Here is a 16,735-nt window from a genome sequence, read left to right as displayed (position 1 = left end):
CGATCGCGTCCCGGGCCGGGGTCTCCCCGCCCGGGACGCCGGCGTCGGCCGCGTCCCGTGACCAAGTTCACACCCTCTTTCCTGACCGTTCGGACAGATCTGACCGATCGGACAGTATGGTGGTCGCGTGGCCCGCTCTTCCACCGGTCTGCGCGACCAGCTCCTCGCCGCGGCGCTGCGGTTGTTCGTCCAGCACGGCTTCCGCGGCACGTCGCTGGCCGACATCGCCTCCGACGTCGGCTGCTCCAAGGCGTCGCTGCTGTACCACTTCGCCAACAAGGAGGCGATCCTCGCCGAGCTGCTGCTGCCGGTCGGCAACGAGGCGGCGGCACTGCTCGTCCGCCTGGACGCCCTCGGCGCGCGCGCGGACGCCGAGACCACGGTCCGGGCCTTCGTCGACCTCATCCTGCGCTACCGCCGCGAGATGAAGCTGCTGTTCGACAACGTGGCCGACGTCACCTCACTGGCCGCCCTCGACGTCGGAGGCATCGACGGCATCGAACACCGCCTGACCGCCGCGCTGGCGGGCCACTCCCCCGACCCTCACGACCAGGTGGCCGCCTTCATGGCCCTGACCGGCATGTTCGTCACCGCGGCCGCCGACCTGCCGTACGACGACGACACCCTGCGCGAGGCGATGGCCGCCGCCGCCCTGCGCGCCCTGGGCCGCGACCGCGGCTGAACAGTGCTCCCGGCGCTCCCGGCGCTCCCGGCGCTCCCCCTGATCTTCGCCGATGCCCGGCGACCGCGGCCGATTCGCGCCGCCCTTCCCCCGAGATCCCCCAAGGAAAGGCTGTCTGCTCATGGCGAGCTTGCTGTACCGGCTGGGCCGATGGTGCTTCGGGCGCCGCGGCCTGGTCGTGGCGATCTGGCTGCTGGTGCTGGGGCTGCTGGGCGGCGCCGCGGCCGCGTTCAGCGGCGCGACCACCGGCGAGTTCCGCATGCCCGGCACCGAGTCCCAGCGCGCGATGGACGCGCTGCGCGACCGCTTCCCGCAGAGCGGCGGCGCGACCGGCACGATCGTGATCGCCGCCCCGCAGGGCGCGAAACTCTCCCCGGCCGACGTGGCCCCGGTCGTCAAGAAGGCCGCCGCGATCCCCGGCGTCGCCGCGGCGCTCGACCCCTTCCAGGTCCGGGCGCTGTCGCAGGACGGCCGCTACGCGCTGGTCACCGTCCAGTTCGTGGACGAGCTCCCCGACATCACCGACGCGCAGCGCGCCGCGTACCGGGACATCGCCCGCGACGCGCAGGGCGGCACGCGGGTGGAGGTCGGCGGCGAGGTCGTCAGGGAGTTCCACTTCGACGGTGCCACCGAGTCGATCGGCGTCGTCGTCGCGGCACTCGTGCTGATCATCACGTTCGGCTCCCTGGTGGCCGCCGGGATGACCCTGGTCAACGCCCTGGTCGGCGTCGGCGTCGGCATGGCCGGGCTGTACGCGCTGACCGGCGTGGTCGAGCTCAACGACGCCACCCCCGTGCTGGCGCTGATGCTGGGCCTGGCCGTCGGCATCGACTACTCGCTGTTCATCACCTCCCGCTACCGCCAGTACCTGCTGGAGGGCGTCCCGGCGCGGGAGGCCGCCGGGCGCGCGATCGGCACCGCGGGCTCCGCGGTGGTGTTCGCGGGCGCGACCGTGGTCATCGCCCTGGCCGGGCTGTCGGTGGTCGGGGTCCCGTTCCTGACCGCCATGGGCCTGGCCGCCGCGGCCACCGTGGCCGTCGCCGTGCTGGTCGCGCTCACCCTGCTGCCTGCCGTGCTGGCCTGGACCGGCACCAAGATCCTGCCCCGCCGGCACCGCGCCGCCGGCACCGCCGCCCCCGTCAAGGAGGGGTTCGGCTACCGCTGGGGCCGCCTGATCACGCGGCTGCGCGTGCCGGTGCTGCTGGCCGGGGTGCTGGCGCTCGGCGCGCTGGCCCTGCCCGTCACCGGCATGCACCTGGCGCTGCCCGACGCCGGCACCGCGGCCGAGGACTCCTCGGAGCGCAAGGCGTACGACATGATCAGCGAAGGGTTCGGCCCGGGGTTCAACGGCCGCCTCGTCACGGTGGTGTCCGCCGGTGACGCCGGGGCCACCCGCGCCGCCGCCCAGCAGGCCACCGCGCTCATCGGCGGCGTGCGGGGCGTGGCGGCGGTGGCGCCGCCGCAGTTCAACCAGTCCGGCACCACCGCGCTGGTGGCGGTGATCCCCACGACCGGCCCGACCGACGCCGCGACCGAGGACACCGTCCACGCCATCCGGGCGAAGCTGACCGGCGTCCAGGGGGCCGAGGTCTCGCTGACCGGCACCACGGCGGTCGGCATCGACATCTCCGCCAAGCTCGCCGACGCCCTGCCCGTTTATCTGATCATCGTGGTGGGCCTGTCGGTCCTGCTGCTGATGCTGGTGTTCCGCTCGCTGCTGGTACCGCTCAAGGCGGCGGCCGGGTTCCTGTTGACCGTCGGATCCACCTTCGGCATCACCGTGGCGGTGTTCCAGGACGGACGGCTGGCGAACCTGGTCGGCGTGGACACCCCCGGACCGCTGGTCAGCTTCCTGCCCATCATCCTGATCGGCATCCTGTTCGGCCTGGCCATGGACTACGAGGTGTTCCTGGTGTCCAAGATGCGCGAGGACTACGTGCACGGCGACACCGCGCGGCAGGCCACGATCAACGGCCTCGGCGAGAACGCCCGCGTGGTGACGGCCGCCGCGCTGATCATGATCTCGGTGTTCGCCGGGTTCGTGTTCACCTCCGACCCGATCATCAAGTCGATCGGGTTCGCGCTGGCCGTCGGCGTGTTCATCGACGCGTTCGTGGTCCGCATGACGCTGGTGCCCGCGGTGATGTCGCTGCTCGGCCGCGCCGCGTGGTGGCTGCCCCGTCCCCTGGACCGGGCCCTGCCCGACCTCGACATCGAGGGCGAGCGGCTGCGCCACCACCTGGAGGCCTCTCCGTCCGGCGAGGACAGCCGCGCGGGCGTGGGCCGCTAGCGCCGGGCGCCGGGGCCGCGCTCACGGACGCGGCCCCGGCGCCGGGTTTCCCATTCGCGAGCAAGTGATCGGAAACGCCTTTTCTGTTAGGTTCGGTGCCGTGGACTCACGCGTGCTGAGGCGAGCCCGCGTGGCCGTCGCGATGACCTTCGCCGTCCATGGCGCCGTCAGCGGCTCCTTCGCCACCCGCATCCCCTGGATCCAGGACCACGTGCAGGCCGGTCCCGGCGAGCTGGGTCTGGCGCTGCTCGCCCCGGCCGTCGGAACGCTGATCGCGATGCCGATGGCCGGCCGGGTCATCCACCGCTTCGGCAACCGCCCTGCCACCCGCGTGCTGCTCGCCCTGTGGTCGGTGATGCTCGCGCTCCCCGCGGTGGCGCCCAACCTGGGCGTGCTGTGGGTGACGCTGCTGGTGTTCGGCGCGTCGGCGGGCATGTGCGACGTCGGCATGAACGAGCAGGGCGTCGTCGTCGAGCAGCGCATGGGCCGCTCGATCATGTCGGGGTTGCACGGCATGTGGAGCGTCGGCGGCCTGGCGGGCGGCGCGGCGGGCACGCTGGCCGCCCATTTCGGGGTCGACGCCCGCGTCCACCTCGGCGTCACGGCCGCGGTGCTCCTCGCCGTCGGCCTGGTCATCGGCCGCCACCTGCTGGACGTGCGCCCGCGCGAGGGCGAGGAGGCCCCCGCGCACTTCGTGCTGCCGTCCCGCTCGGTGCTGCTGCTCGGGCTGATCGGCTTCTGCGCGGTGTTCGGCGAGGGCGCGGGCGCGGACTGGAGCGCCGTCTACCTGAGGGACGTGACCGGGGCGTCCCCGGGCGTGGCGGCGATGAGCTACACGGCCTTCGCGCTGACCATGGCCGTGGGACGGCTGTGCGGGGACATGGTCGTCCGGCGGCTCGGCCCGGTGGTGACCGTGCGGATCAGCGGGCTGCTCGCGACGCTCGGCGGGGCGCTGGTCGTCGTCGCCCGCACCCCGGTCCCGGCCGTCACCGGGTTCATGCTGATCGGGATCGGCGTGGCGGTGGTCGTGCCGCTGGCCTTCGCGGCGGCGGGCAACGCCGCGCGGACGCCCAGCGAGGGGGTCGCCGGGGTGGCCACGATCAGCTACACCTCCGGGTTCATCGCGCCGAGCGCCATCGGCGGCATCGCCGCCCAGACCAGCCTGCCGGTGTCCTTCGGCGTGGTCACCGCGCTCATGGTCGCGGTGACACTCCTCGCCGGCACGCTCGCCCGCCGCCGCGCACCGGCCGAGCCCGCCGCCACGCCCACGCCCTGACCCCGGCTACGGCCGCGCGCCGCGCGGCCTCGCCCGCTCCTGTTCCAGGGCCTCCTGGGCGGCGACGATGCGCTCCATGTGGACGTGCCCCCAGTCGCCGAGCGGCTCCAGCGCGGCGTTCAGCGACACGCCGAACTCGGTGAGGGAGTACTCCACCTTCGGCGGGACCTGCCGGTGGATCTCGCGGTGGACCAGCCCGTGCGCCTCCATCTCGCGAAGCTGCTGGATCAGCATCTTCTCGCTGATGCCGGGGATCTCGCGCCTGAGCTCCTCGAAGCGCCGCGTGCCCTCGCTGAGCCGCCACAGGATGCGCGCCTTCCACTTGCCGCCCATGACGTCGACGGCGGCGTCCAGGCCGCACGCGTAGGGCTGTCTCGACATGCGCTGACCGTCCTCACTGACCCGTAGGTGAGTACCGCACAAAATAGTAGGTACTTGCCGCTTCCGGCGGCGGCCACGAGGCTTGCCCGTACGACCGGAGGCGGGCGGCGGACCGCCGCCGCACCGGGTCGCCCGATCCCCCGACGAGAACCGGAGCCCGCATGCCCGCGAACGCACATACCCCCACCCCGTACATCGGCAGGACGGCCGTCATCACCGGCGGCACGATCGGCATCGGCCTCGCCACGGCCAAGGCGCTGGTGGAGGGCGGCGCGCGGGTCGTGGTGACCGGCCGCAACGAGGACAACCTGCGGGCGGCGCGGGAGGAGCTCGGGCCCGGCGCGCACGTCTTCCGCTCCGACACCGCCGACCTCGGCGACATCGACGCCCTGGCCGCGCTCGCCGGGGAGCGGCTCGGTCAGGTGGACCTGGTGTTCGTCAACGCCGGGGTCGCCACCCTGCACCCCTTCCCGGACGTCACCGAGGACGACTACGACCGGCAGTTCGACGTCAACACCAAGGGCGCGTACTTCACCATGCGCCGCCTCGCCCCGCTGGTCAGAGAAGGCGGGTCGTTCGTGCTGACCACCTCGGTCGTGGTGGACTCCGGCAGCCCCGGCATGAGCGTCTACTCCGGCACCAAGGGCGCGCTGCGGTCGTTCGCCAAGGTGTTCGCCGCCGAGCTGCTGCCGCGGGGCATCCGGGTGAACACCGTGAGCCCGGGCTTCATCAGGACGCCCACGCTCGGCGCCGTGGACGCCACCGAGGAGGAGCGCGCCGCGTTCGAACGGCTCGGCGACGCCGTCACCCCGATGCGCCGGCACGGCACCTCCGAGGAGGTCGCCGCCGCCGTCCTGTTCCTGGCCTTCGACGCCACCTTCACCACCGGCACGGAACTCGCGGTGGACGGCGGCCTCGGCCAGGGCCTGTCCCGCCCCGCCTAGCGGAGGCGGGGCGCCGCGGTCCCGGGCGTCCAGGCGCTTGTCATCCGGCGGGCCGCACGGGGGTCACAGGGAGGAGGGGATCGCGGGGTGGCGCATGGCGATGATGGTGCCGCGGACGATGGCCTCCTTGTAGAGGGCGGCCGGGCGGCGGGTGAGGACGGTCTCGCCAGCCTGTCAGGGCGTGCGCCCGCCCGCGCGAGGGCCCTGGACGGACGGGCGGTGAACACGCCGGCGTAGTAGTCCCGCTACAAAACTATCCATTACCTAACGTATTCTCGGAGGCATGAGCACGCCCGCGCCCTCCAGAACCGTTCGCGACCTCACCGGCATGCTGGCGCACGCCGCCCACGTGATGACCACCCGGCTCACCGCCGCGTTGGCCGAGATCGGCAGCTCGCCGCGCGCGCACTGCGTGCTGTACCACGCCATGGAGGCCGAGCGCACGCAGATCCAGATCGCCGAGATGACCGACCTGGACAAGACCACCATGGTCGTGACCGTGGACGAGCTGGAGCGCGAGGGCCTGGCCGAGCGCCGCCCGTCCACGACCGACCGGCGCGCGCGCATCATCGCGGTCACACCCCTCGGCGAGGAGAACGTGCGGCGCGGTCAGGAGATCGTCGACCGGGTGCACGCGGAGGTGCTGGGGTTCCTGCCCGAGGACCAGCGGCAGGCGTTCGTCGACGCGCTGGCCCGCCTGGTGGAGGGGGAGCTGTCCAAGCCCGTCGAGTGCGACAGGCCGGTGCGCAGGCCGCGCCAATCGCGCAAGTAGTCCCCTGAAAGATAGTCTGTTAACAGAGTATCTGCTACGGTCTCTTCTGTCGTTCTACCGAACAGGAGAGACATGTCCACCTCCGCGCGTTCGCGCACCCTGGCGCTCGCGATCCTGTGCGCCGGGATGCTGATGATCGTCCTGGACGGGGTGATCGTCACCGTGGCGCTCCCGGCCATGCAGCGTGACCTCGGCTTCACCCCCTCCGGCCTGACCTGGACCGTCAACGCCTACTTGATCGCCTTCGGCGGGTTCCTGCTGCTGGCCGGACGGCTCGGCGACCTGCTCGGCCGCAGGCACGTGTTCGTGGCCGGACTCGCGCTGTTCAGCGCCGCCTCCGCGCTGTGCGGGCTGGCGAGCGGGCCCGAGATGCTCATCGCCGCGCGGTTCCTGCAGGGCCTCGGCGGCGCGATGGCCTCCGCGGTCAGCCTCGGCATGATCGTGACGCTGTACCCCGGGCCCGCCGAGCGCGCCAAGGCGTTCGGCGCGTTCAGCTTCGTCGGCGCGGGCGGCGCCTCGCTCGGGCAGGTGCTCGGCGGCGTGCTCACCCAGGGCCTGAGCTGGCACTGGATCTTCTTCATCAACGTGCCCATCGGCCTGCTGGCGATCGTGCTCTCCGTGCGGGTGCTGGCGGCCGACCGCGGGCTCGGCACCCGCGCGGGCGCCGACGTCCTCGGCGCCGCGCTGGTCACCGCCGGGCTGATGCTCGGCGTCTACACGATCGTCGAGGCCGAGGACCAGGGCTGGGCCTCCGCGCACACCCTCGGCTTCGGCGCGGTCTCGGTGGCGTTGCTCGCCGCCTTCGTCCTGCGCCAGGCCAGGGCCGCGCGGCCGCTGCTCCCCCTGCGCGTGTTCGCCTCCAGGAACGTCACCGGCGCCAACGCGATCCAGACGCTCATGGTCGCGGCGCTGTTCTCCTTCCAGGTGCTCATCGCCCTCTACATGCAGAACGTCCTCGGGTACAGCGCCAGCGAGACGGGCCTTGCCATGCTGCCCTGCGCCGCGGCCATCGCGGTGGTCTCGCTGCTGGTCGCCGCGCCGCTGATCGCCCGGTTCGGCGAGCGCCGGGTGCTGGTCGCCGGGCTGGCGCTGCTGACCGTGGGCATCGGCCTGCTCACCCGGCTGCCCACCGCCGACGCCCGCTACGTCACCGACCTGCTGCCGACCATGCTGTCGGGCGGCGGTTTCGGCCTGGCGATCACCGCGCTCACCACCCTTGCCATGTCCGCCGCGCGTCCCGACGACGCCGGGCTCGCGTCGGGGCTGTTCAACACCACCCAGCAGGTCGGCGGCGCCGTGGGCCTGGCCGTCCTCGGCACGATCGCCGCCGCCTCCGCCGACACCGCCCTGGCCGGGGGCGCGGAGCGGGCCGCCGCGCTGACCGGAGGGTTCCACCTGGCCTTCACGGTCGGGACCGGCCTGCTGCTGGCCGCGCTCGTGCTGGCCCTGACCGTCCTGCGCGGCGCCCGGCCCGCCGCGGCCCCCGCCGACGCCCAGGCGCCCGAGGCCGCCCGGGTCTGACCGGTCGCGGACCGGCGCGGTCAGCGTCCGGTGCGCGCACGGTCAGCGCCCCCGCCGAGGGTGTGCGGGACAGCGCCCCGCCGCACCCGCGAAGGAGAGTCCCCGACATGGCGGAACCGGACGTCACCGGCAGCTTCACCGGCAGCAGGGCCAGGGCCGGCCACAAGGAATGGACCGGCTTGGCCATGCTCGTGCTGCCGTGCCTGCTCGTCTCGATGGACCTCAGCGTGCTGTTCCTGGCGCTGCCGTTCATCAGCGCCGATCTGGCCCCGACCGGCACCCAGCAGCTCTGGATGATGGACATCTACGGGTTCGTGCTGGCCGGCATGCTGATCACGATGGGCGCCGTCGGCGACAGGATCGGCCGCCGCCGGCTGCTGATCGCCGGAGCCGGGGCGTTCGGCGTCGCCTCGCTGGCCGCCGCCCACGCCGGCAGCGCCGAGGCGCTGATCGCGGCCCGGGCGGTGCTGGGGCTGGCCGGGGCCACGCTGATGCCCTCGACGCTGGCGCTGATCCGCACCATGTTCCACGACCCGCTCCAGCGCAAGACCGCCGTCGCGATCTGGACCGGCGGCATGACCGGGGGCGCCGTGATCGGCCCCATCGTCGGCGGGTTCCTGCTGGAGCACTACTGGTGGGGCTCGGCGTTCCTGGTCAACGTGCCCGCGATGGCGCTGCTGCTCGTGCTCGGCCCGGTGCTGCTGCCCGAGTTCCGCGCCCCGGCCCCCGGCCGCTTCGACCTGCCCGGCGCGCTGCTGTCACTGGCCGCGGTGATCGCCGCCATCTACGGCGTCAAGGAGACGGCGGTGAACGGGTTCGAGCCCCTCCCCCTGCTCTGCCTCGTCGGCGGGCTGCTCCTCGGCGCCGCGTTCCTGCGCCGGCAGCGCCGCGCCGCGGCCCCGCTGATCGAGCCGGCCCTGCTGCGGCGCCGCACCTTCGGCACCTCCCTCGCGGTGAACACGGTGGTGATGTTCGGCTTCATCGGCGGTTCGCTCCACACCAACCAGTACCTGCAGCTCGTGCTCGGCATGCGGCCCTTCGCCGCCGCCCTGTGGTCGCTGGTCGTGGTCCCTGCCATCGTGGCGGGCATCACCCTGTCCGGCGCGCTGGCGCGGCGGATGCGTCCCGGGCACGTGCTGGCCGTGGCCCTGTCCGTCGCCGCCGGCGGGTTCGTGCTGCTGGCGGCGCTGCGGCCCGACTCTCCGCTGTGGCTGTTCGCGACCGCGGTGTCGGCGCTGGCCTCCGGCGTCCTGATGGCGGCCACGCTGACCGCCGACATGGTCCTCACGGCGGCGCCGCCGGAGCGGGCCGGCGCCGCGTCGGCGCTGTCGGAGACCGGCAGCGAGCTCGGCGGGGCGCTCGGCATGGCGGTGCTCGGCAGCGTCGGCGCCGCCGTCTACGGCGGGCGGATGGCGGAGCCGTCGATTCCCGGGCTGTCCCCGGAGGCGGCGCGGACGGCGGGCGACACGCTGGCGGCGGCCGTCGCCGCGGCGGCGCGGGTGCCCGGCCCGGCCGGGGACGCGCTGCTGCGGGCGGCCAGGGACGCCTTCACCGAGGGGATGAACGTGACGGCGGCGGCCGGGGCGGTGGTCATGGCGGCGACGGCCGTCCTCGCCATGGTGCTGCTGCGCCGCGTCGAGCCGGGCACCGCGGCGCGGACGGCGTCCCCGGCCGAGCCCGCCGTCCGCGCGTGCGGACCCGCCGCCGCGCCCCCGGGAAGCGATCAGGGGGCGCGGCGGCCTAGGACGCCAGGGCGGCGGCGTCCTCGACGGCGGACAGCAGGCCGCGGAGAGCCTCGTTGAACCGCCGCGGGCGTTCCAGGTTGGGCAGATGGCCGGCGCCCTCGACCACCACGAGCGTGGCCCCGGGGACCCGGTCGCGCATGTACTCGGCGTCGGTCACGGGGGTGAACTCGTCGTCCCGGCCCACCACGACCAGCGTCGGCACCGTGACCGTGCCGAGCAGGTCGCCGTAGGAGGGGCGCTCGGCCCGGCCGCGCAGCGCCGCCGCGGCCCCCGCCGGCGGGGCGGCGCGCATCATGCCGAGCACGTGCGCGGCGACCTCGGGCAGGGCCTCGGCGTTGTAGGGGGCGATCATCTTGGTCAGGACCTCCTCGGCGTAGGGGCCCATGCCCTCGCGCAGCAGCCGCTCGGCCTGGTCCCGCCGGGCCCGCCGGCCTTCGGCGGTGTCGGCCCCGGCGAAGGTGTCGGCGAGCAGCAGCCCGCGCACCCGCTCGGGGAACAGGCGGCAGAACTCCATGACGATCTGGCCGCCCATCGACAGGCCGCCGATCACGGCCCCGTCCAGCCCGAGGTGGTCGAGCAGGGCGGCGATGTCGCGCGCGAACGCGCCGAGCGGCGTCGTGCCGGGGACGACCTCGCTCTGCCCGTAGCCGCGCAGGTCGGGCACGACGACGCGCCGGGTGGGCCCGGCGAGCGCGGCGACCTGCGGCGCCCACATCGAACGGTCGAAGGGGTGCCCGTGCACGAGCACCAGCGGCTCGCCGGCGCCCGCATCGTCGTAGGCGATCGTGACGCCGTTCACGACCGCGCGCCCGGTCCTGACCTCCACCTGATCCCCCGTCCCGCGCGGTCGTGCGCCGCGCTCAACGCGATGCTAGAAGGCCGCCCAACCTCGGTGCAATGCTATCTTTGCACTCGGTGCAATATCAGGCTTTGCCGTCGATTGAGACGAGGCGCGTGTGGAGGACTATCGGAGCATCGCGGACGCCCTGGCCGCCGACATCGCCGCCGGGCGGCTGCGGCCGGGCGACCGTCTGCCGCCCCAGCGCGCGTTCGCCCGCCGCCGGGGCATCGCGGGCTCCACCGCCGCCCGCGTGTACCGGGAGCTCGGCCGCCGCGGGCTGGTCACCGGCGAGGTGGGCCGGGGCACGTTCGTCCGGGCCGGGGACCGGCCTCCGGGACCGGCCCTGGTCGAGCCCGGCGCCGCCCGCGTCGACCTGGAGCTCAACTACCCGGTCGTGGAAGGGCAGGCGGCCCTGCTCGCCGGGGCGCTCGGCGGCCTCCTGCGGCCCGACGTGCTGACCTCCGCCCTGCTCCCGGCCGGCCCGTCCGGCACGCCCGAGGCGCGCGAGGCGACGGCCCGGCTGATCGCCCGGGGCGGCTGGGAGCCCGGCCCGGCGCGGCTGCTGTTCGCCGGGAACGGCAGGCAGGCGGTGGCCGGCGCGGTCGCCGCGCTGGTCCCGGCCGGAGGGCGGCTCGGCGTGGACGCCCTCACCTACCCCATGATCAAGGTCATCGCCGGGCGGCTCGGCGTCACGCTGGTCCCGATCGCCGCCGACGAGGACGGGATGCGCCCGGACGCCCTGGCCGCCGCGCACCGCCGGGCCCCGCTGCGCGCGGTCTACCTGCAGACCACCCTGCACAACCCGCTCGGGCTCACGATGCCGCCGGCGCGGCGCGCGGACCTGGCCGCCACGCTGCGCGACCTCGGGCTGCACGCCGTCGAGGACGCGATCTGGGCCTTCCTCCGCGAGGACGCCGAACCACCGCTCGCCGCGCTCGCCCCCGAGCGGACCGTCCTCGCCGACAGCCTGTCCAAGCGGCTGGCTCCCGGCCTGACGATCGGGTTCGCGCTGGCCCCCGCCGAGCTGTCGGCGCCCGTCGCCGCCGCCCTGCGCTCAGGGGCCTGGACGGCCACCGGCTTCGCCCTGTCGGCCGCGGCCCGCTGGATCGCGGACGGCACCGTGGCCGAGGTCGAGCGGGCCAAGCGCCGCGACGCCGCGCTGCGCCAGCGGGTGGCCGCGCGCCACCTGGCCGGGTTCGCCGTCCGGACCGACCCGCACGCTTACTTCTGCTGGTGGGAGCTGCCTCCGCCGTGGCGCGCCGAGACCTTCGTCGCGGCGGCGGCGCGCCGGGGCATCGCGGTCACGCCTGCCGCGTCCTTCGCCGTCAGCGCCCGCAGCGCCCCTGCGGCCGTGCGCCTCGGCCTCGCCTCCCCGCCCGTGGACGTCCTGTCCGAGGCGCTGGCCGCCCTCGCGGCGCTGGCCCGGCGCACCCCGGAGGACGCCGCCGACGAGTGACCCGCCCGTTCGCCTGGTGACGCTTGTGATTTGTACAGTTCTGGTATGACAAGGGCTGAGATCCATCACCGCCACAGGGACGTGACCGGGGGCTGGTTGCGTCCCGCCGTGTTCGGCGTGATGGACGGGCTCGTCTCCAACGCCTCCCTCATCGCCGGAGTGGTGGGCGGCGGCGCCACCGCCAAGACCGTGACCGTGGCCGGGCTCGCCGGGCTGGCCGCCGGAGCGTTCTCGATGGCCACCGGCGAGTACACCTCGGTGCGCTCCCAGTCGGAGATGACGCTCGCCGAGATCGCCGTCGAGCGCCACGAGATCGCCAGGAACCCGCAGGCCGAGCAGGACGAGCTGGCCGCCCTCTACGAGTCGCGCGGCCTCGCGCCCGAGCTGGCCCAGGAGGTGGCGCGGCAGCTCCACAGCCGCGACGACGTCGCCTGGCGGGTGCACGCCCGCGAGGAGCTCGGGGTGGACCCCGACGACCTGCCCTCGCCGTGGCTGGCGGCCGGGTCGTCGTTCGTGGCGTTCTCGATCGGCGCGCTCGTCCCGGTGCTGCCGTTCCTGTTCGGCTTCACCTCGATGGTCGCCGCCATCGTGCTGACCGCCCTCGGACTGGCCGGCACGGGCGCCCTGGTGGGACGGCTGACCACGCGCTCTCCTCTGCTCAGCGGCGCCAGGCAGCTCCTGCTGGGCACGGCCGCCGCGGCCGTGACCTTCGGCATCGGCAACCTCGTCGGCGCCACGCTCACCTGACCCCCGCGCGCGGTCGCGGCGCTCCGGATCGCCGAGGTCCCGGCGCGGGATGCCGGCGATCCGCCCGGGAGTGCCCTGTTCATCCCGCAACGGAGGAACTCCCCCCTGATGCGGCCACTTCCGGCCAAAGTGATCGCCATGCTGCGGCAATATCCACTTTTCCTATGTATTAAGTGGGTATAATGATCGATATTGCCGTCTTCACCGAGGGGATCGGATGGCTCTACCGGACTTCCTGGTGATCGGAGCCCCCAAGGCCGGAACCACGGCCTTGCACGCGGCGCTCGCCCGACACCCGGCGCTCTTCATGTCCGCCGTCAAGGAGCCCAAGCACTTCCTCACCGACGGACCACCGCCCACACGCGGCGGTCCGGGAGACACGCAGACCTTCCGCGAGCACGTATGGCGCCGCGAGGACTACGAGGCGCTGTTCGACGCCGCGCCCCCGGGCGCGCTCACGGGCGAGTCCACGCCGTTCTACCTGTACGACCGGCGGGCGCAGCTCCGCATCCACGCGGCGATCCCGCACGCCAAGCTCATCGTCGTCCTGCGCGACCCCGTCGAGCGGGCGCACTCCAACTGGACGCACCTGTGGTCGGCGGGGCTCGAACCGGTGGGCGACGTGGTGCGCGCCTGCGCCGAGGAGGAACGCAGGATCGCGGCGGGGTGGTCGGCCTTCTGGCACTACGTCGGGCTCGGCAGGTACGGCGAGCAGCTTCGCCACCTGTACAGGCTGTTCCCGCAGGACAACGTGCTGGTGTTCCGCTACCGCGACCTCGTCGACGAGCCGCTGAAGACCCTCGACCGCATCTGCGGGTTCCTCGGGGTGGAACGGGGCGTCATCTCCGAGGTGCCGCGCGAGAACGTCACCGCCCATCCCGAGCGGACGCTGCGCCACCAGGCGCTGTCCCGGGTGATCCGCGCCGGGGCCGCCGTCGGGCGCCACCTGCCCGGCTCGCTCGCGGGCCGCCTCACCGAGTCGCTGGAAGGGGCGCTCCAGGACAACGGCAGGCCGCGCCGGCCGCTGAGCTGGGATCAGCGCCAGGCCCTCATCCCCCGCTTCGAGGAGGACATCGTTCTCCTCCAGGAGGTCACGGGCGAGGACTTCGGCGACTGGCTGCGCCCCCGCGAACGCTCGGGCGGCCTCATGGGCGACCGCCCCCCGGGCCAGCGCCAGGCCCGCAACGGCCGCCCCCGCCTCCCCTGACCCGGAAGCCCGCCCCCCTTACCCGCCGCGCAGGCCCACCCCGCCTCCGTGACGCGGACGCGTGCCCACGGCGCGACGGGAGTGAACGCTCCGGCTCAGCCGGGCGTCCCCCGGCACGGGACCCCTCGCCCGTCCCGATGCCGGGGCCGCCCGTCGAGCGGGCCGGGTCAGCGCAGTTCGCTGCGCAGTTCGTGGGCGCCGTCCTGGCGCGTGTACTCGTAGTACAGGCGCTTGCGGCCGTCGGGGAGCTCCACGACGTCGAGGTAGCGCAGCCCGCCGTACGGCGAGACCGCGAACGGGTCCTCACCGACCGGCGTCAGCGTCGCGTGGTCGGTGCCCGTGGCGAGCCCCGTGCGCTCCTCGTAGTTCTCCCCCGCGGTGGCGCGACCGTCATAGGCGGCGACGAGCGCGCCCTCGTGCCTGACCACCGTGGTGATCCTGGCGCCGCGGGAGTCCCAGCAGCCGGGACGGCCGCTGAGCGCGGTGCCGTGCCACGTCCAGACCACGCCGTCCTCGCTGGTGGCGTAGTCGCTGACCATCTGGTCCTCCTCGCCGGGGTCGGCGAGCGGGTGGCAGGAGGCCCACAGGTGCCACACGCCGTCGTGGCGCACGATCACCGGGTCCTTCACTCCGGTCTTGGGGTCCCCGGGGAGGACGACCTGCCGGGCGGCCGGGTCGAACCGGGACGGGTCGGTCGCTTCTAGCAGTTCCACCCTCCAGTGCTTGGAGTCGTAGGTGGCGCAGCTGATGTAGAGCCGCCACAGGCCCTCGGGGGTGCGCACCAGCGCGGGGCGCTCCAGGGATTCGGTGTCCACCTCCTCACGGCGGAGCGTGTAGATCGTCTCGAAGCGCTCGCCGTCGTCCGACCGGGCGACCACGACGGCGTAGCCGCGCCCCTCGCCGATGGGCCGGCGGAGGCGGTAGGCCAGGTAGATCACGCCGTCGCTGAGGACGGCGCTCGGCGCGCCCGCCCAGAAACCGGGCGCGTCCTGCGGAGGAGCGACGACGACCGTCGAGTGATCGGGACGGGGCGGCGGCACGGCCGCGTGAGGGTCGTTGAGAGAGTCCTGATTTTTCATCGGCACGTCGAAACAATAGACAACATTCACCCATGCTGGGGGAAGACGTGGCCGGTCAGGGGCGTGATCGCCTTTTCGGGGCCCCATAAGGGCCCCTGATTCCGGCCCCGGCCGACCCCCGGTGACAGGCCCTCACACCGGGGGATCGGACGCGGCCGGAACAACCGGCGCGGAAGGGACGGCCGCGTCGTCACAGGACGAGCGGCGCGGCCGGTGAGGGGTCGGCGGCCGTCGGCCCGATGAGGAGTTACCGGGTTTCCCGGGCGTCGCGGCGAAGGCACGATATGAAGGAACCGGCGGTATGTGGCTGGTTCCGCACACTAAGGTTGATCTTGAGTGCGCGGCCGTGACCGTACGGCGGGAGCAACCGGAAGGCAGTAATCCAGAGATGTCAGACGCCCCCCACAACCCGATCGACGCGGTCGATCTGCAGACCAACCGGCCGCACTCGGCACGGGTCTACGACTACATCATGGGCGGCAAGGACAACTTCGCCGCCGACCGGGAGACCGCGGCCACGGTGCTGGCCGACTGGCCGGGACTGCGCACCTCGATGCTGGCCAACCGCGCCTGCATGCACCGGATGGCCCGCTACCTCACCGGCCGGGGCGTGCGGCAGTTCATCGACGTCGGCACCGGCATCCCCTCGTCGCCGAACCTGCACGAGGTGATCCAGCGGACCGCGCCCGACGCGCGCATCGTCTACGTCGACAACGACCCCATCGTGCTGACGCACGCGCGCGCCCTGCTGACCGGCACGCCCGAGGGGCGCATCGCCTACATCCAGGCCGACATGCGCACCCCCGAGACGCTGCTCGGCGACGCGACGCTCCACCAGGTGATCGACCTCTCCCGGCCGGTCGCGCTGACCGTGATAGCGATGCTCCAGTTCGTCGAGCACGCCCAGCAGGTGGTGGAGGCGCTGCTGCGGCCGCTCCCCTCGGGCAGCTACCTCGCCATCACCATCCCCACCGGCGAGCTCGCCCCCGAGTCCGAGCGCCTGGCCCGCGAGTACACCGACCGGGGCATCCCGATGTACCTGCGCGGACGCGCCGAAGTGGAACGCCTGTTCACCGGCCTGGACCTGCTCGACCCCGGCGTCGTCCCGATGCCCCGCTGGCAGCCGGACCCCGGCGAGGAGCCGCTCCCGGACGCTGCCACCAACATGTACGCCGCGGTGGGCCGCAAGCCGTAGGACGGGCGGGCCCGCGTTCCCCGCCGCGGCGCGCCCGCGCGTACGCTGACACGCACCCCTGGCCGGCCCCGGCGAGATTCTCGCGGAACCGTCGCGTGGAGATGTCCGGACGCGGCGCGCGGCCTCGACGTCCCGGGTGTGCGGCGCCGCGAGGGCGCCGGCGGAGAGGAAGACGACCGTGAAGTACATGATCCTGATGTACGGCTCGCAGCGGGACCACGACATGCTCGCGGGCAAGGACACCGGCGGGGTGGTCTGGACGCAGGAGGACATCGCCGCCCTGCACGCCTTCATGGCCGAGTGGAACCAGGACCTCATCGAGTCCGGCGAGTTCGTCGACGCCCAGGGCATGACGGCCCCGGTGCACGCCCGCAGGATCCGGCTGCGGGACGGGGTGCCGGTCGTGACCGACGGGCCGTACGCCGAGACGCAGGAGGTGCTGGCCGGGTACACGACGGTGGAGTGCGAGAGCTTCGACCGCGCCACCCAGATCGCCGCCCGGCTCGCGGACACCCCGCACCCGAAGGGCGCGAACCTGCAGCACGAGTGGTACGTGGACGTGCGGCCGCTGGCCGGTGCCACGGAGGAGCTGGACTAGC

General features: G+C 73.8%; 15 protein-coding genes. 12 read left to right on the top strand and 3 right to left on the bottom strand.

Annotation, left to right across the window (positions count from 1 at the left end):
- Positions 1–127: 127 nt before the first annotated feature.
- From BJ982_RS26010 to BJ982_RS26000, 3 genes are all read left to right on the top strand, one after another.
- Positions 128–682, top strand: coding sequence for a TetR/AcrR family transcriptional regulator (locus tag BJ982_RS26010; RefSeq protein WP_184884255.1), 555 nt, complete (start codon positions 128–130; stop codon positions 680–682).
- A 121-nt stretch (positions 683–803) separates the two neighbouring features.
- Positions 804–2,972, top strand: coding sequence for an MMPL family transporter (locus BJ982_RS26005; protein ID WP_184884253.1), 2,169 nt, complete (start codon positions 804–806; stop codon positions 2,970–2,972).
- Positions 2,973–3,084: 112 nt separating this feature from the next.
- A complete protein-coding gene (locus tag BJ982_RS26000) occupies positions 3,085–4,248 on the top strand; it encodes an MFS transporter (RefSeq protein WP_311772285.1) in 1,164 nt (387 codons plus the stop codon).
- A gap of 6 nt (positions 4,249–4,254) precedes the next feature.
- On the opposite strand, the gene BJ982_RS25995 is transcribed toward BJ982_RS26000, so the two are convergent.
- Positions 4,255–4,629 (bottom strand): winged helix-turn-helix transcriptional regulator, encoded by a 375-nt coding sequence (locus BJ982_RS25995; RefSeq protein ID WP_184884251.1) that lies wholly within the window; start codon positions 4,627–4,629, stop codon positions 4,255–4,257.
- 161 nt (positions 4,630–4,790) lie between these two features.
- Here BJ982_RS25995 and BJ982_RS25990 point away from each other — a divergent pair, with 161 nt between their 5' ends.
- From BJ982_RS25990 to BJ982_RS25975, 4 genes are all read left to right on the top strand, one after another.
- Positions 4,791–5,573, top strand: a complete 783-nt coding sequence (locus BJ982_RS25990; protein WP_184884249.1) for an SDR family oxidoreductase — start codon at positions 4,791–4,793, stop codon at positions 5,571–5,573.
- A gap of 283 nt (positions 5,574–5,856) precedes the next feature.
- On the top strand, positions 5,857–6,345 hold the full coding sequence (locus BJ982_RS25985; RefSeq protein ID WP_184884247.1) for a MarR family winged helix-turn-helix transcriptional regulator: 489 nt from the start codon (positions 5,857–5,859) through the stop codon (positions 6,343–6,345).
- A 72-nt stretch (positions 6,346–6,417) separates the two neighbouring features.
- Complete coding sequence (locus BJ982_RS25980; protein ID WP_184884245.1) at positions 6,418–7,866, top strand: DHA2 family efflux MFS transporter permease subunit; 1,449 nt, start codon at positions 6,418–6,420, stop codon at positions 7,864–7,866.
- 107 nt (positions 7,867–7,973) lie between these two features.
- Positions 7,974–9,668, top strand: coding sequence for an MFS transporter (locus BJ982_RS25975; RefSeq protein ID WP_184884243.1), 1,695 nt, complete (start codon positions 7,974–7,976; stop codon positions 9,666–9,668).
- Here the strand turns inward: BJ982_RS25975 and BJ982_RS25970 are convergent.
- Positions 9,607–10,437, bottom strand: a complete 831-nt coding sequence (locus BJ982_RS25970; RefSeq protein ID WP_275411655.1) for an alpha/beta fold hydrolase — start codon at positions 10,435–10,437, stop codon at positions 9,607–9,609. The genes BJ982_RS25975 and BJ982_RS25970 overlap by 62 nt on opposite strands.
- 130 nt (positions 10,438–10,567) lie before the next feature.
- On the opposite strand from BJ982_RS25970, the gene BJ982_RS25965 reads away from it, so the two are divergent.
- From BJ982_RS25965 to BJ982_RS25955, 3 genes are all read left to right on the top strand, one after another.
- On the top strand, positions 10,568–11,908 hold the full coding sequence (locus BJ982_RS25965; RefSeq protein WP_184884241.1) for an aminotransferase-like domain-containing protein: 1,341 nt from the start codon (positions 10,568–10,570) through the stop codon (positions 11,906–11,908).
- Positions 11,909–11,953: 45 nt separating this feature from the next.
- Positions 11,954–12,655 (top strand): VIT1/CCC1 transporter family protein, encoded by a 702-nt coding sequence (locus BJ982_RS25960; RefSeq protein WP_184884239.1) that lies wholly within the window; start codon positions 11,954–11,956, stop codon positions 12,653–12,655.
- A 217-nt stretch (positions 12,656–12,872) separates the two neighbouring features.
- Positions 12,873–13,862, top strand: a complete 990-nt coding sequence (locus BJ982_RS25955) for a sulfotransferase family protein (protein WP_184884237.1) — start codon at positions 12,873–12,875, stop codon at positions 13,860–13,862.
- Positions 13,863–14,029: 167 nt separating this feature from the next.
- On the opposite strand, the gene BJ982_RS25950 is transcribed toward BJ982_RS25955, so the two are convergent.
- Positions 14,030–14,941 carry a glycoside hydrolase family 32 protein gene (locus BJ982_RS25950; protein WP_184889324.1) on the bottom strand — a complete coding sequence of 304 codons (912 nt, stop codon included), beginning with the start codon at positions 14,939–14,941 and terminating at the stop codon, positions 14,030–14,032.
- 388 nt (positions 14,942–15,329) lie between these two features.
- Here BJ982_RS25950 and BJ982_RS25945 point away from each other — a divergent pair, with 388 nt between their 5' ends.
- Both BJ982_RS25945 and BJ982_RS25940 read left to right on the top strand, forming a co-directional pair.
- Entirely contained in the window at positions 15,330–16,136 is an 807-nt protein-coding gene (locus BJ982_RS25945; RefSeq protein WP_184884234.1) for an SAM-dependent methyltransferase, read from the top strand.
- Positions 16,137–16,323: 187 nt separating this feature from the next.
- The gene (locus BJ982_RS25940; RefSeq protein WP_221482962.1) at positions 16,324–16,734 is read left to right on the top strand and encodes a YciI family protein; all 411 of its coding nucleotides are present in this window, start codon (positions 16,324–16,326) and stop codon (positions 16,732–16,734) included.
- Position 16,735 lies beyond the last annotated feature (1 nt).

Source organism: Sphaerisporangium siamense (assembly GCF_014205275.1).
Classification (GTDB): Bacteria; Actinomycetota; Actinomycetes; order Streptosporangiales; family Streptosporangiaceae; genus Sphaerisporangium; species Sphaerisporangium siamense.
Note: the sequence above shows the minus strand (reverse complement) of the source record. Positions and strands in the feature narration are given on the sequence as shown.